12 protein-coding genes are annotated in these 15,009 nt (G+C 32.1%); 11 read left to right on the forward strand and 1 reads right to left on the reverse strand.

Going from position 1 to position 15,009, the window contains the following annotated elements; translation table 11 throughout:
- The first annotated feature begins 269 nt into the window (after positions 1-269).
- The 11 genes from INF20_RS00365 to INF20_RS00415 all read left to right on the forward strand — a co-directional run bounded on the left by INF20_RS00365 (position 270) and on the right by INF20_RS00415 (position 13,807).
- Entirely contained in the window at positions 270-1,736 is a 1,467-nt protein-coding gene (locus INF20_RS00365) for an O-antigen ligase family protein (protein WP_226384410.1), read from the forward strand.
- Positions 1,737-1,756: 20 nt separating this feature from the next.
- Positions 1,757-2,968, forward strand: a complete 1,212-nt coding sequence (locus INF20_RS00370; RefSeq protein ID WP_226384411.1) for a lipopolysaccharide biosynthesis protein — start codon at positions 1,757-1,759, stop codon at positions 2,966-2,968.
- A 14-nt stretch (positions 2,969-2,982) separates the two neighbouring features.
- A complete protein-coding gene (locus INF20_RS00375) occupies positions 2,983-4,113 on the forward strand; it encodes a DegT/DnrJ/EryC1/StrS family aminotransferase (protein WP_226384412.1) in 1,131 nt (376 codons plus the stop codon).
- A 182-nt stretch (positions 4,114-4,295) separates the two neighbouring features.
- Positions 4,296-5,102 carry an ABC transporter permease gene (locus tag INF20_RS00380; RefSeq protein ID WP_226384413.1) on the forward strand — a complete coding sequence of 269 codons (807 nt, stop codon included), beginning with the start codon at positions 4,296-4,298 and terminating at the stop codon, positions 5,100-5,102.
- Positions 5,103-5,121: 19 nt separating this feature from the next.
- On the forward strand, positions 5,122-5,904 hold the full coding sequence (locus INF20_RS00385; RefSeq protein ID WP_226384414.1) for an ABC transporter ATP-binding protein: 783 nt from the start codon (positions 5,122-5,124) through the stop codon (positions 5,902-5,904).
- A 14-nt stretch (positions 5,905-5,918) separates the two neighbouring features.
- The gene (locus INF20_RS00390) at positions 5,919-7,316 is read left to right on the forward strand and encodes an O-antigen ligase family protein (RefSeq protein ID WP_226384415.1); all 1,398 of its coding nucleotides are present in this window, start codon (positions 5,919-5,921) and stop codon (positions 7,314-7,316) included.
- Positions 7,303-8,694, forward strand: a complete 1,392-nt coding sequence (locus INF20_RS00395) for a hypothetical protein (RefSeq protein ID WP_226384416.1) — start codon at positions 7,303-7,305, stop codon at positions 8,692-8,694. Before INF20_RS00390 ends, INF20_RS00395 begins: the two co-directional genes overlap by 14 nt.
- Positions 8,695-8,698: 4 nt before the next feature.
- A complete protein-coding gene (locus INF20_RS00400) occupies positions 8,699-10,315 on the forward strand; it encodes a glycosyltransferase family 2 protein (protein ID WP_226384417.1) in 1,617 nt (538 codons plus the stop codon).
- A gap of 12 nt (positions 10,316-10,327) precedes the next feature.
- A complete protein-coding gene (locus INF20_RS00405) occupies positions 10,328-11,998 on the forward strand; it encodes a CDP-glycerol glycerophosphotransferase family protein (protein ID WP_226384418.1) in 1,671 nt (556 codons plus the stop codon).
- Positions 11,998-12,759 carry a 2-C-methyl-D-erythritol 4-phosphate cytidylyltransferase gene (gene ispD / locus INF20_RS00410; RefSeq protein WP_226384419.1) on the forward strand — a complete coding sequence of 254 codons (762 nt, stop codon included), beginning with the start codon at positions 11,998-12,000 and terminating at the stop codon, positions 12,757-12,759. Before INF20_RS00405 ends, ispD begins: the two co-directional genes overlap by 1 nt.
- A 10-nt stretch (positions 12,760-12,769) precedes the next feature.
- Positions 12,770-13,807 (forward strand): NAD-dependent epimerase/dehydratase family protein, encoded by a 1,038-nt coding sequence (locus INF20_RS00415; protein WP_226384420.1) that lies wholly within the window; start codon positions 12,770-12,772, stop codon positions 13,805-13,807.
- On the opposite strand, the gene INF20_RS00420 is transcribed toward INF20_RS00415, so the two are convergent.
- Complete coding sequence (locus INF20_RS00420; protein ID WP_226384421.1) at positions 13,804-14,928, reverse strand: CDP-glycerol glycerophosphotransferase family protein; 1,125 nt, start codon at positions 14,926-14,928, stop codon at positions 13,804-13,806. The genes INF20_RS00415 and INF20_RS00420 overlap by 4 nt on opposite strands.
- Positions 14,929-15,009 lie beyond the last annotated feature (81 nt).

The raw sequence follows: 15,009 nt of genomic DNA on the forward strand, positions 1-15,009 counted from the left end.
ATATGATGCAGCTATTAATATAGATGCGGATGTATATCATTTACATTGGAAGTATTATATTCCTAAGACACTTCGATATTTTATTTCGAAAATGGGATATGTGAATTTTTAGACGCTTTAATATCCCCTTGCCAAATTAATGGAAAACTTCCATTTGAGAATAAGGTTAATATATATGAGCATAATAAGAATGAACAAGTAAAAGATAAAATTTAATATTATCTGAGTTGCTAAAAATTAGAAAGTTTTATTTTGAGGACATATCTTTAATGAGTAATAGTGAAAGAATTAAAAATATTGTTTTTGCGTGTTTTTTTATAGAAACAGGTTTAATTAACTTGATTCTATCTATAATATCAGAATGTTTTAAGATAGAAATACCAAGCGGGATAGTCGAATGTATTAAATATTGCTTTTATGGAATAATTTTCATATATATATTCTGGGCTTATATTAAGACAATAATAAAAATAAATTTATTACCATTAAAAGTTATTATATTTGCCTTACCGTGTATTTATATTTTTCCAGAAGTATATAATTGTATAGTGAGATCTTGGGAATTTGATGCAATAGTTTATTTATTTAAGTATGTTGTTTTCATAATACCAGTATATTTTATAGGCGTTTGTATAATGCTTAAGGGGAAGGAAGTAGATATAGCATTTTTGAAGTATTATAAATATATTGCCTTATTATTAGTACCTTTTTTTGTTTTTTATTTAATAAGAATGACTTTCCCCGAGAATCCCTTAGTGAATTATTCTGATTTCGGACTATTAAATTATATGTCAATGGGATATTTTATTTTACCAATTTTTTTAGGATCTTTTTTAGAATGGGCTCTACTATCAGAAACTAGAAAAGATAAAATATTGAGTATATTGAGTGGAGTGTTATGTTTTATTTGTATCATATGTACTGGCACAAGAGGCGCTATTTTAGTTACAATTTGTTTTGCTTTATTATTATTTATATACTCTATAATATGTAAACAAAATATAAAGAAAACATTTCTTTTTATGGCATTTATAATTTTTGTTAATATATTTGCGCAATATGTATGGCAACCAACTGGCTCTAGGTTTGGAAAAAAATTTATTGATGATATTACATATTCAGAAGTAGTTGAAACGTACGAGGAAAGTGGATTTTTAGCTGAAGGAAGTGTAGAATCACGAGAAAAACAAACGGCAGAATTTATTGAAGCAAGAAGTATAATTCTTCAATACGCAGTAGAAAGTGATTTAACATATGCGCAGTCCGTAAAAAAAGCATTGAAAGATATAAAAACAGGAAATGTAGAAAATATTTATAAAGAAAAGATAGCAGATAGTGTATTGCATGAATTATATAAATTAGAAGAAGAAGATTTGATGACGCTTTCTAGAAAACCATTGATTGAAATTTCGATAATGGAATTCAATAAGAACAAACTATTTGGAAATGGGTGTTATCATTATATAAATAAATACACTTATTACCCACATAATGCTATTTGCGAATTAATGTGTGATACAGGAATAATAGGTACAATGATTTTTGTATCTTCAATAATCTCTATTTTAATTTTAACGAGAAAACTACTTATTAAGTGCAAGGATTTTGCTATAATGCTTATATTCACATTATCATATACACCATCATATTTAATTTCTGGTTCAGTATATATGGATTTAATGATTCCGCTATTTATAACTATTGGAACAATTACTATCGTAGCAAATAAAAAATAATAATTTAGTGTCAAGTGAAAATGAAAATTATATTACAGAATAGAAAAATCGTTCTAGACATGATCTTAAATATTATTGCTGTGAGTGTACCAGTGGCAATATTGCAGTTAGTTGTATATCCGATTACTGCTCAAAAAATTGGTGGTGAAGAATATGGTTTGATGCTTACCATATATTCTGTTTGGATGATGATTTCGAATTCGCTCGGTAACGTATTTAATAATATACGATTATTGTATAGCGATAAATACGATCAAAAAGGCGATTTTAATATATTGATTTTAAGCTGGGAACTGGTTAATGCAATTATTATTGGTATTTTAATTCTTTTATATTGTAATAGTTTTGATATTATTCATATAGGATTGGGAGCTATAGTGGCAATTCTTATTATGGCTAAATCTTATTTAGAAGTGGATTTTAGAATAAATTTAAATTATAAAAGCATTGTCATAAATAACTTGGTGCAGTGTGTTGGATTTATAGTAGGCATGCTGTTTACTCTCATTACAGGTATATGGGAAAGTATATTTATTTGTGGTTATTTATTTAGTTGCGTATATTGTACTATAAAGACAAAATTATTATTTGAACCATTGAAAAAAACAAGCCAGTTTAAAGAATTAAACAGCGCTTCAAATAAATTGATAATAGCAACAGTTATTGGAAATCTTATGACTTATGCGGATAAATTAGTATTGTATCCCTTAATGGGAGGGTATACGGTATCTATTTACTATACCGCATCTATTCTCGGAAAAATTGTTGGAATGATTACAGGCCCAATAAATAGTGTCATATTGAGCTATATTCGCAAATGGAAATCAAATAATAAGCAGTTAATTGCAAAGATATTATTAATTGGGGTGTTTCTATGCAGTGTAGGTTATTTAGTAACTATTGTTTTTTACAAACCAGTTTTAAATATACTTTTTCCGCAATGGGTAAATGATGTTATGCGATATATTCCGCTAACAACTATTAATGTAATGTTAATGGTTTTGACTTCTATTATATCACCGTTTGTGCTGAAGTTTTGCGATATGAAATGGCAAGTTATAATTAACATAGTCGGCGGAGCTACTTATTTTTTAGGTGCTCTTGTTCTGTGGAAATATTTAGGACTAACTGGATTTTGTATAGGAGTGATAATTGGAACTTTAACAAAACTTTTAATAATGTTATTAGTTTATTTTCGCAACAGTAAAATAGAATATAATAAGGCAAAATAATATGGAGGTATTGCATGCAATTCAGAGATTTAAAAACACAGTACCAAGTACTAAAAAACGATATCGATAAAGCAATGATCGATGTGGCTGCAAGTTCAGCATATATTAACGGACCACAGGTAGCACAGTTCGAAAAAGAGCTTGCTGAGTATGTAGGTGTAAAGCATTGTATAACTTGCGGTAACGGCACAGATGCTCTTACTATAGCCATGATGGCATGGGGCATCGGCGTAGGTGATGCGGTATTTGTACCGGATTTTACATTCTTTTCATCAGGAGAAATCGTATCCCATGCAGGGGGTACACCGATATTTGTAGATGTTGATGATGACACTTTCAACATTTCAGCAGAGTCTTTAGAAAAAGCAATAGTTAAAGTCAAAGAAGAAGGGAAACTTACACCTAAAGCAGTAGTTGCTGTTGATTTGTTTGGGCTTCCTGCAGATTTTGAAGCAGTAAGAAAAGTTGCTGATAAATACGGCATCTATGTTCTGGAAGATGCAGCACAGGGCTTCGGAGGAGATATTAACGGTAAGAAAGCATGCGGCTTTGGCGATATATCGACAACTTCTTTCTTCCCTGCAAAACCTCTCGGTTGTTATGGTGACGGCGGAGCTGTATTTACTGATAACGATGAATGGGCGGAACTTATTAAATCCATCAGAGTCCATGGCAAAGGTAGCATGAAGTATGATAATGTCAGAATAGGTCTTAACTCTAGACTTGACACTATTCAGGCAGCGATACTCTCTGTTAAACTCAAAGCTTTTGCTGAATATGAATTAGTTGATGTAAATAAAGTGGCAGATAAATACACTGAACTTCTTGGAGATATAGTTAAGACTCCAGTAATACCTGAAGGTTTTTATTCAAGCTGGGCACAGTATACAATCCAGCTTGAAAATAAAAAAGTAAGAGATGGTCTACAGGCTTATCTAAAAGAAAAAGACATTCCTTCCATGGTATATTATCCAAAGCCAATGCATGATCAGCAGGCATTTGGATTAAACGGGGAAGAACATGTGGATTGTTCTGTTACAAGCAGACTTTGTGACACAGTATTGTCTCTTCCTATGCATCCATATCTAAAAGACGAAGAGATAGCAACAGTAGTGGATGCAGTTAAAGAATACTTGGGCAAATAATGAAAGTTAAAGACTAATATTTGAATTGTGAAGAGCATAGAGCAGGGAGTCATTTGCACTATGCTCTTTATTGGATTTATAGTGAAATTTCAATGCAAACACTGTGCTGTAACATTTACAAAAAGCCCTCCATATGCTAAACTAATAAAATGCTAAATAAGTTTTGCGGAAAGGATAAATCTGTGAATACGTTAAAAGAGATTCTTAAAGAACATTGGTTATATCGTAAGCAAATTGTTAAGCTAGCAAAATCTGATATTATTAAGACATATAAAGGTGCAGCGTTAGGTTGGTTGTGGGCAATAGCAAAACCTGCAGTAACAGTAGCGGTGTTCTATTTTGCATTTACGGTAGGACTTCGAAGTAGCAAACCTGTTGAAGGCTATCCGTATTTTTTGTGGTTGATTGCAGGTATGATGCCTTGGTTTTACATGCGAGATACGCTTATAGCAGGCTCTGACTCTATTAGAAGATATAAATATTTGGTGACTAAAATCAAATATCCTGTGTCCACAATACCAACATTTGTTAATCTTTCTCAATTTGTCATAAATGTAGGTCTTTGTCTGATTATGGGAATAATTTTTATTTTTTACGGCAAAATGCCTGACATTTATTGGCTGCAAATACCGATATATATGTTTTTGATGCTCTTGTTTTTTAATTCGTGGGCACTGTTTGCAGGAATGCTGTCAGCGATGAGTCGAGACTTTTTAAATCTTGTGAAGGCAGTAGTTACCGCTCTATTCTGGGTATCCGGAATCATGTATGAAGTAGGAAGTATTCAAATTGATATTATTAGAGAAATAATGTTGTTTAATCCTATAACTATTATTGTCAATGGATTTAGAGATAGTCTTATATATAAAGAATGGATATGGGAAAACCTTGGTGAATTAAGGAATTTCTTTATTGTATATTTTGTTATGATTGTATTGTCGTTATGGGCATACAAAAAATTGCGAAAAGATATACCAGATGTTTTGTAAATGATGGTGGGGAAATCATATGAGTAGTGCTATCGAATTTAAACATGTTGTAAAAGAATACAAATTATTTAAAAATGACAAACAGAGATTTAAAGCGATTTTCAATAAAAGGATTAAGGCAAATACCAAAAGAGCTATTGATGATGTTTCTTTTAATATAGAAAAAGGAGAAGCAGTAGCATTATTTGGACGAAATGGTGCAGGTAAGTCGACTCTTTTGAAGATGATTACAGAAGTTGTTTTTCCTACTGAGGGTGAAGTGAAGATTAATGGCAGAGTTAGTGCTTTGTTGGAACTTACTGCAGGCTTTGATCCAGAGTTTACCGGTAGAGAAAATATACATTTTAGAGCTCAACTTATGGGCATAAATCAAGAAGATATCGATAGAATGGAGCCTGAAATAATTGAATTTGCTGAATTAGGTCCATATATTGATCAGCCGGTTAGGACTTATTCAAGTGGTATGAAGGCTAGACTTGGGTTTGCTATAAATGCGAATATTGAGCCAGAGATTTTAATAGTAGATGAAGCATTAAGTGTAGGGGATAAAGCCTTTAGAGTTAAATGCAATGATAAAATTAATGAAATTGTTGCAAGCGGAGTAACATTCCTTTTTGTTACTCATTCGACTAATGTTGCTAAAGATTTTTGTAGTAGAGGAATAGTAATGAAGAGTGGTAAATTTATTTATGACGGAGATATTGACTCTGCTGCAGATTTCTACGAAGAAATGGTGCAGGAAGATATAGAGAAGAAACGTCGTATGAAGGAAGAGAAAAAGAAGGAAAGATTATTCCAATAAAGGAAGGGGACTTCATGAATCTACTTCAGAATATATATATTTTAGTTTTTAATACAGTATTTAAATTAACTAAACATATTAATTATACTATTCGCGAATGGATAGCCAAGTTATGTGTATTTGGTTTATCTTCTTTGTTTTTTGTTTTGATGATATTGACTCGTCAAGGGATAACCGACATACATGTCAAAGGTTGCACAGAAGGAGGCATATTTTTACTAATCCTTTTGTGCATCTTTAGCGTTAATAAGCCATTAAAAAAAGTAAAATGGAATAAATGGATTACTTATCCATATTTTACAGCAGCCGTATATATGACCATTATGAGCTTTGATCAAAATCCTGGAGAGTTTTATCAATCGTATGCAATCATGATGTTGCTAATATTACCGGCGCTGTATTTTATTTGGGGAAATAGAAAAGACTATTTAACATATTACGATTGGTTTGCTAAATCATTGATTATATTAGGGTTGTTGTCTGCTGTGGCAACAATTATGTTTGCGCCATTTAGTGAAAAAAATGTTGGGTTGCGATATATAGGGTTAACGGATAATCCAAATATTCTAGGGATGATTTCTATTTCTGTAACAGCAGCATCATTATATATGATCTTCTTAAAAAGACCATTTTATGTAGTGTATTCTATTTTGACAGGAGTGTATGCTACTTTTATTTGGTTGACAATGTCAAGAGCTGCAATTGCAGTATTAGTAATCCAATTATTAGCTTGGTTAATAATATTTGTTAGGACATATTTTCCTAAAGAAAAGATTAGAAGTATGGCCTTTGTTGCTTTGACAATGGTTATCATGATAGCATCAGCCTTTTTAACAAACATAGTATTACAAAAAAATATAGTAGCTGAAGCCAAAACTGAAATTGTTATGAGCGAGACATATCAAATTGCAGACTCAGAAGTTGATGCAGTTAAAAATAGATTTGACTTTAGCAATAAATCGTTAGAAGAATTCACATCTGGCAGAACAGATATATGGAAATGGTACATAGACAAAATCTCTTGGCGTGGCCATGATTGTACCAATCACGAAGTGGAAATAGCACCTGGAGTGATATATCACAATGCTCACAATACGGTGTTAGAAATCTCATATCGATTTGGGTGGCCAGCAGGAGCTGCATATGCATTTTTTATGATAGTAATGGTTGTTGCTTTAATAATAGGTGGATTGATATGCGCTAATCGTAAATATACAATCTTTATAATATTGTTAACGATAGCATATTTTATAGAAGCAATGTTTGATGTAATGACAATACCTTTTGAAAGAGGACCTGTTTTAATGTTCTATATGGCGTTGATTGGAGTTTTCGAAGGTGATTTTTTAGCAAAAAAAGATAAAAATGAGGAAAGTTTAACTCAGGCGAGGGGAAGACATGAAATTAGTTGATAATCTTTATAAAGCTATTTTAAACGCAATGTATAACCATTGCATTGTGCATATTAATGAGAAGGTAAAAAATATAATATGCTTAATTGCCGCACATTGTTTAGCTGCAATATATATTTTTTATAGGATGGATATTAGTATAAAGGACAAGTTAAATATAGGTAGTTTTGATATAGCCTGCTTTATTTTCTTTATGCTGATTATATTGGTGCTGTTTAGCATGAAACGCCAAATAACGATAGATGAGGATAATAAAATAAGCAAAATAATATATTGTTGTTTTGCGATTACCATGCTTGTAGCATTGATTGTCGCTAATCCTATTTGGGAAATTAAAGTATCAATGTTAATGGTAATATTTATATTCCCAGCTTTTTATTATATTTCTCAGTATAGCAATGATTATGCTACATTAGTAAAAATAATTGCGATTTCTTTTGCTAATATTGGCTTGATATTACATATAGGGAATTTCTTATTATATCCGTACGAAGATACTAGTATTGCATATCAAGCGGGCTTTGCGAATCCTAATACTTTGGCGATGGCTTTAGTACCAACATTTTTATGTTCAATATATCTATTTTCAATTTGCAATAGAATTAAATGGCTTTATTTGGTTATTGCTGGATATACTATAGGTATAATAATGCTATGTGAAGCAAGAACTTCTATAGCTGTATGTCTTATTTCACTAATATGCTGGGGAATATATTATATTATTCATTCGAGCAATTTCGAGATAAAGCGCATTAATAGCTTAGTATCTGTTATATTAGCCATTTGTATTTTAGCAGCAGGTGTTTTTATTACGGATAAGGTTAATGTAGCAAGAGGCACAACTGCGATAAATGATACTATTGCGGTTGAAGAAACAACAATAGAACCTGCCGAAGAGGCTAATAGTTTAGAAAAGGTAATTACAAAATCTGAAGAAAGAACAGGGACTAATTTAAATGGATTTTTAAGTGGCAGAGTTGAATTGTGGAAGTATTATACTAAAGATATTACAGCTTTTGGCCATGATTATGATTCTGCTAAAGAACAGAGAACTGAAGATAACATTACTTTAGGTACGCATAATACTCTAATTAGTTATTTATATATTTGTGGTGCAATACCTGCACTGATAATGTTGATCATACAGTTGCTTGTAGCTGGTTATATCATTAGACGAATATTCTTTAAATATAAAACGGAAGAAATTGAAAGAAAAAACAGTTTGCCACAATTAGATTTATTTATTGTTCTTATTGCCCCTGCATATTGCTTGGCAGGCTTGGTTGAAGAACTGATTTGGGTAAGTAGGTGGGCAATAGCTGCACTATTCTTTATATCGTTGGCGCCAATATTTTATAAAAGAAAATTTAAAAGGTGATTAAATGAAAATTTCCATTATTATACCGGCATACAATGTTGAAAAGTACATTGAAGATATGCTTAAAGATGTAATAAATCAGACATTTACTGATTTTGAAGCGATAATAATAAATGATGGTTCCACAGATGGTACTCAGAATATTGTTGATGAGTATTGTAAGAAAGATAGCAGACTCAAATCCATCATTAAGGAAAACGGAGGAGTGTCGTCAGCGAGAAATGCTGGATTAGATATCGCAAAAGGAGAGTATGTTGTATTCTGGGATCCAGACGATGCTATACCTAAGAAAAGTTTAGAATATCTATATGATTGTATAACCAAAGAAAATGCAGATATGGCTATTGGAATGCGAGTGCTAGATAGTGGCATGGAAGTAATTCGTGCAGCAAGCTTGTCACAATTAATTTCTCAACAAGAGATTAGTAAAATGGACGATAGGCATGTTTGGGTTTTTTCTGCATGCAATCGTTTATTTAAGCGTAGCATTATAGAGGAATATAATATTAGATTTAAAAACATAAGTTTAGGCGAGGATAGTGTTTTTTGGTTGGAATACATGGGCTACTGTAAGAAAATCGCAGGATGTCCTAAAGATGTATATATATATAAGAGAAGATTGTTTTTAGATAATGCCGATTCACTTACACAAAAAAAAGACAGATACTACGAAGGCTATTTTGAGCAGTATATCGGTCATTTAGAAGAAATGGCAGATAAGCTATTTTTAAATGCTGATGAAAGCTTGGAAAAACATTATTATAAAGAGAAATTTTTCCAAGAATTATATAAGCGCCTAATGAGAGAAAATCTTCTATATAATATGTATTGTCATATATGGACGCTTACAGATAAGGAAGATAGTATTTTAAGAAAACAATATGATTATGTGCGTAGTAAAATATATGATATAGAATGGCAAAAGTTTTTGTATAATGAAAAACAACTGGACTTATCTAAAGGATTAAAAACAAAAGAAGAAATAGCGAATAATCCAAAAGTCACATTTGTATTGACGAGAAAATTACAAGATGTTGATTTAATCGTAGAAAGCATATACAGGCAGGAATATCCGGAATTCGAAATTTTAGTGGATGAAGTAATATATGATAATATAAAAACTAGAGTTGAGCATGAAATAAATGTTCATGTGCTTTCTGGAAAAGACTTATCCGAAATTAAGAATAATGCTGTAAATACAGCTAAAGGAAAATGGATAATGTTCTTTGAAGAATCTATTTTCCCTATAACTGATACTATAAAGTCTTTTTTGAAAAAAGTAGACGAAAATGAAACTGTGGTATCATTGAATATGAAAAGGGTGAAAAATAGGCAATTAGTAGATTTACCTTTGGTGGATAAAGCTTTTCAGTATAAGGATAAACGTATAAAAAAGGAAGTAGATAATACTTTCTCAAACAAAATGATTTCACTGGAGTTTCTACGAAAGTCAAAATTTACATTCACTAATGACAGTAGAAAAGATATGATTTCTTTATACGATGCTACAAGTGTTACAAGACGTAAATCTGTAATTATGCATACATTATTGACAAATAATGATTTTAAAAAGCAAATCAGGCATTGGAAAGCAAAAGTTAAATTGTATTTTATGAATTGATTGGAGTAGTTAATGAGTTTAGACAATAAAATGTTATTTGAAATAACTACTATAAACTGGGAACGCATATTTTTTAACTTTGTGGTTAAGACAGATTATAACGACAAGGTGGATTTTGTATTTGTATTATTTAAAGATGAAAATGAAGATGGTCATAAGCATCGCGCAGAAGAAATAGAACAGATTGTTCCTATTGAATATAATCAATATAGCGATGGAGAATACACTTTTTCATTGAATGTGTCAGCTATTGCAGGAAGATCATTTTTAGATAATGGAAGATGGAAAATATGTGCAATGGTTGAAAATAAACCAATCATAGTAAATGTTACAAATGATGTGGCATACGAATTGGATGGTTTGGCCCGTGTTTTTAGATATGGGAAAAACAAATATGCTTATAGCATATCATTTGACTTGGATAATTGTGATGATGAAAATTTAGAACTTTGCATCAACAGTTATTTTATGATAGCAAATAATAAATGGAAGAAACGAAAATACATTCAGGAAGCGTTCACTTTGACGGGCAAATTAAAAAGAACATATATGTTTGCTGTCATCAGATTAATTAGAGTTTTTTATCATATAATGGCTAGTATAACTCCTAAAGATGGTACAAGAGTGCTGTTCATGACTGAAACAAAAGATTATCTTTGGGGAAATTTGAAATATATAAATGATAGAATAATAGAAAGAGGACTGGATAAGCAGTTTAAACTTTCATATTCATGTCGTAAAGCAGTCGGAAACAATAAAAGTGCATTGAGTTGGATTAAAACAGTATATCTTGTAGCAAAGCAGGATTATATATTCATCGATGATTATGCACCGATATTTGGATTCTTTAAATTAAATCCAAAAACTGAACTTATTCAGGTTTGGCATGCAGGAGAAGGCTTTAAATCTGTTGGATATAGCAGATTTGGCAAGGATGGATCTCCATTTCCATCAGAATCATGTCATAAGGCATATACATATGCGTTAACAGGATCAAAAAATCTTGTTAAAGTGTATGAAGAGGTATTTGGTATCGAGAAAAGCGCATTTTTGCCGATAGGAATGGCAAGATTAGATGATTTTCTTGATGAGGATAAGATAGAAAACTTCAAAAATGATTTTTATAATCAGTATCCACAACTGAAAAATAGGAAAATTGTACTGTTTGCACCGACATTTAGAGGTACAGGACAAAAAACAGCATATTATGATTACGACAAAATAGACTTAAAGAAGATATATGAGTTTTGCGGAGATGAATGGGCATTCATAATAAAAATGCATCCTTTTGTAAAAGACTCGATAGACATACCGGAAGAATATAAAGACCGTATATTTGATTTTGCATCTTATCAGAATATAAATGATCTGTATTATGTGACAGATGTTCTGGTAACAGATTATTCTTCTAACTATTATGAGTATGCGCTGCTTAAAAAGCCGGTATTGTTTTATACTTATGACAGAGAATTTTATGAATTGACAAGAGGCGTTCATAGAGATGTCAAGAGCCATGCTCCGGGCAAGGTATGTGATACATTTGAAGAATTGATAGATGCTTTAGAACACGGTGACTTTGAAAAGGAAAAAATAGATAAGTTTGTAGAAGACAATTTTGGAGAGTATGATGGACATGCTGCTGATAGAGCGATAGATATTATACTTTTGAAGGAGGAACGCTGATGAGCAAAAATATAGCAATAATATTTGCAGGAGGCAGCGGAGCACGTATGGGTACGGGCCTTCCTAAACAGTTTCTTGAAGTCAATGGTAAACCGATAATAATCCATACTTTAGATATTTTTGAAGACCATCCCCTTATAGATGAGATTTATGTTGCGTGTAAAAGCGAATATATAGGAAAGCTGAAGAAGATGGTAGATCGCTATTGGATCAGTAAAGTAAAGAATATTGTTCCGGGAGGAGCTACAGGGCAGGATTCTATTTTTAATGCACTTAGTGCAGCTGCGGAGAATAATACTGGAGATGCGATTGTTCTTATTCATGATGGAGTGAGGCCTTGTATAACATCTGAGCTCATTGATGATGCGATAGAAAGTGTAATAGAGAATGGCTCTGCAATCACATGTACAGCAATGTATGAAACTCCTGTAGTAAGTCATGGCGGGAAGATTGTAGAAGAAACTCCTTCGCGAGATGATTTTTATACAGCTCAGGCACCTCAGTGTTTTTATCTGGGAGATATATTAGATGCTCATAATTTTGTACGACATGAGAATCCTGGATATGAAGGTATTGTGGATAGCTGTACCTTGATGCGAAGTCTGGGAAAAGAAGTTGCAATAGTAAAAGGCAACAGAGGCAATATTAAAGTCACTACTCCGGAGGATCTTTACATATTCAGAGCTATGATACAGTATAGAGAAACACAAGATGTATTTGGTCTTAGACATAAAGAAATACCTGATAAGCTAAAAAAATAATGGAGGCATTATGATGAACCATATTCTGAGAGAGGATATAGATAATATACTTAAAGAAAATCTCAACTGGGATAAGTTTAAGAATACTAACGTGCTTATAACCGGTGCTAGTGGCATGATAGGCAGTTATATGTTATATACTCTTGTAGAATTAAATAAGAGAGAGCATTATAATATGTCGCTTTATGCACTTGTGCGTCATCCTGAAAAACTTAACAGAGAAGTATTACCATATATAAATATAATCAACCAGAGCGTTACAGATCCGATTACTGCAGATGTAGCTTTTGATTTTGTAATACACACAGCAAGTCCTGCGAGTCCGCTTATTATGAGAGAAGACCCTGTAGGTACGATAGCTGCAAATACGATAGGCACATATAATACCCTTGAAGTAGCACGCAAAGGAAGCGGTAAAGGATATCTGTTTATTTCTTCAAGAGAAATATATGGACAACCTTATGAAAATCAGAGAGTGTTTACTGAGGATACATATGGATTTGTTAATCCTTTAGATCCAAGATCTTGCTATCCTGAGGGAAAGAAAGCTGCAGAAACTATGTGCGTATGCTACCATAAGCAATATGGTATTAATACCAAAATTGCAAGATTGGCTCATACATTTGGACCTGGAATGTCAATATACGATGGCAGAGTTCAGGCGGACTTTTTGAAAAATGTAGTAAACAACGAAGATATTGTTTTGAAGAGCGATGGATCTGCAATAAGAACTTACACTTATGCAGGTGATGCTACGTTGGCTTTGTTTTACATTTTGTTAGATTCTGACGATATTGTCTATAATATTTCCAGTGAAGATTCAACAGTATCAATAAAGCAACTTGCTGAGACATTAGTTGGAGCATTTCCTGAAAGAAATCTGAGTCTCGTATTTGATATTCCAAAGGATGCAGGTAATAGCGGATGTGCGCCATTTACTTTAGGAATACTTGGCAGTGATAAACTTAAATCAATTGGTTGGAAACCGGTTTACTCCCTAGAAGAAGGTCTTAAACGTACAGTTGAATTTATAGAAACAAATTATTAATTTTTATGCTCCCATATAAAGTTGACAATGTCAGCGGTTATATGGGGGCGTTTATATTCTACGTATTTTGATAAAAAGGCATCTTGCTTTGCCATATCAAATTTATTAGTATCAATGGCAGCAAGTAATTCTGACGGATTATCAAACATTTTATTTGGAATTTCATTTTTATAATCCATATATATGTCTCGTTTTGAGATATAGCTTTCGTAGTCATATGTATAAAAGAATAATGGAATGTGCCTTATAGCAGCTTCATAAATGATGCAGCTGTAATCGCTGATAACATAGTCAGCAACAAAAAGCATATTAAAAGATGAGAAATCGTCATAGCCACCATCAAATCCGCTTAATGGATGAGCTTTGATTATGAGATTATACTGATTGCCATATGGTACAAACGATTTCTCAAGATTTTTAACAGCTTTAATGAAATTGTCACTTTCTTCTTTATCTTTCCTGAAAGTAGGCACATACAGTATATTTTTTTTGTCTTTTAATTCAGGATGAATTTTATATATTACCTCTTTAGTTGAATTAGAATATGCTTCGCTTTGTAAAACTTCCACTCGTGGAAGAGGTAATATTTTTATTTTATCTGTAGGATAATTAAAACCTTCCGCCAGATGGTCTCTATATCCTTCACCGGCGCAAAGAATATAATCATAGTTATGGTGCATTTTCATGGCGTTTGCTATGACAGATGAAGAACCTTCAGGTTTATCGAGTATGCTATATGCAAACTTTTTCATTGTGCCAACGGAATGCCACATCTGGATAACTAAAAGAGAAGATCTGTGATGAAGAAGGCTTACTAAAATAGCATAGGAATCTAAAATGACGACTTCGCAAGATGCTAAGTGATACATTTGTTTTAACATATGAAAACAATAGGCGATTTTGCCACTTAAACCATCGCCGATTTTTTTACAGAGAATTACTACTTCATATCCCGGATGTAGTTGTTTTATTTTATCTGACAGCATAGTAATATCTATTGATGGAGCATTACTCTGCCTGCTCAGGAAAATGATTTTTTTGTGAGGATGGGTTACTATTTTAAACAATCCATATATAATATTTAAGAAAAATCTCATTAAAGTGATAATGTATTTTATCAAGCAAAGCACCTCCGCTTTTCAAGTACTTGTTTCTACTTTTAGAATACCGTTTAATTATATCAAGACATCAAGTTATTTGAA

Origin of the sequence: Gallibacter intestinalis (assembly GCF_014982745.1) — a bacterium.
Classification (GTDB): Bacteria; Bacillota; Clostridia; order Peptostreptococcales; family Anaerovoracaceae; genus Gallibacter; species Gallibacter intestinalis.

Excerpts from the sequence above, each read along its gene's own strand:
- INF20_RS00365 (WP_226384410.1), top strand. The coding sequence starts at position 270 with ATGAGTAATAGTGAAAGAATTAAAAATATTGTTTTTGCGTGTTTTTTT.
- INF20_RS00370 (WP_226384411.1), top strand. The coding sequence starts at position 1,757 with ATGAAAATTATATTACAGAATAGAAAAATCGTTCTAGACATGATCTTA.
- INF20_RS00375 (WP_226384412.1), top strand. The coding sequence starts at position 2,983 with ATGCAATTCAGAGATTTAAAAACACAGTACCAAGTACTAAAAAACGAT.
- INF20_RS00385 (WP_226384414.1), top strand. The coding sequence starts at position 5,122 with ATGAGTAGTGCTATCGAATTTAAACATGTTGTAAAAGAATACAAATTA.
- INF20_RS00390 (WP_226384415.1), top strand. The coding sequence starts at position 5,919 with ATGAATCTACTTCAGAATATATATATTTTAGTTTTTAATACAGTATTT.
- INF20_RS00395 (WP_226384416.1), top strand. The coding sequence starts at position 7,303 with ATGAAATTAGTTGATAATCTTTATAAAGCTATTTTAAACGCAATGTAT.
- INF20_RS00400 (WP_226384417.1), top strand. The coding sequence starts at position 8,699 with ATGAAAATTTCCATTATTATACCGGCATACAATGTTGAAAAGTACATT.
- INF20_RS00405 (WP_226384418.1), top strand. The coding sequence starts at position 10,328 with ATGAGTTTAGACAATAAAATGTTATTTGAAATAACTACTATAAACTGG.
- ispD (WP_226384419.1), top strand. The coding sequence starts at position 11,998 with ATGAGCAAAAATATAGCAATAATATTTGCAGGAGGCAGCGGAGCACGT.
- INF20_RS00415 (WP_226384420.1), top strand. The coding sequence starts at position 12,770 with ATGATGAACCATATTCTGAGAGAGGATATAGATAATATACTTAAAGAA.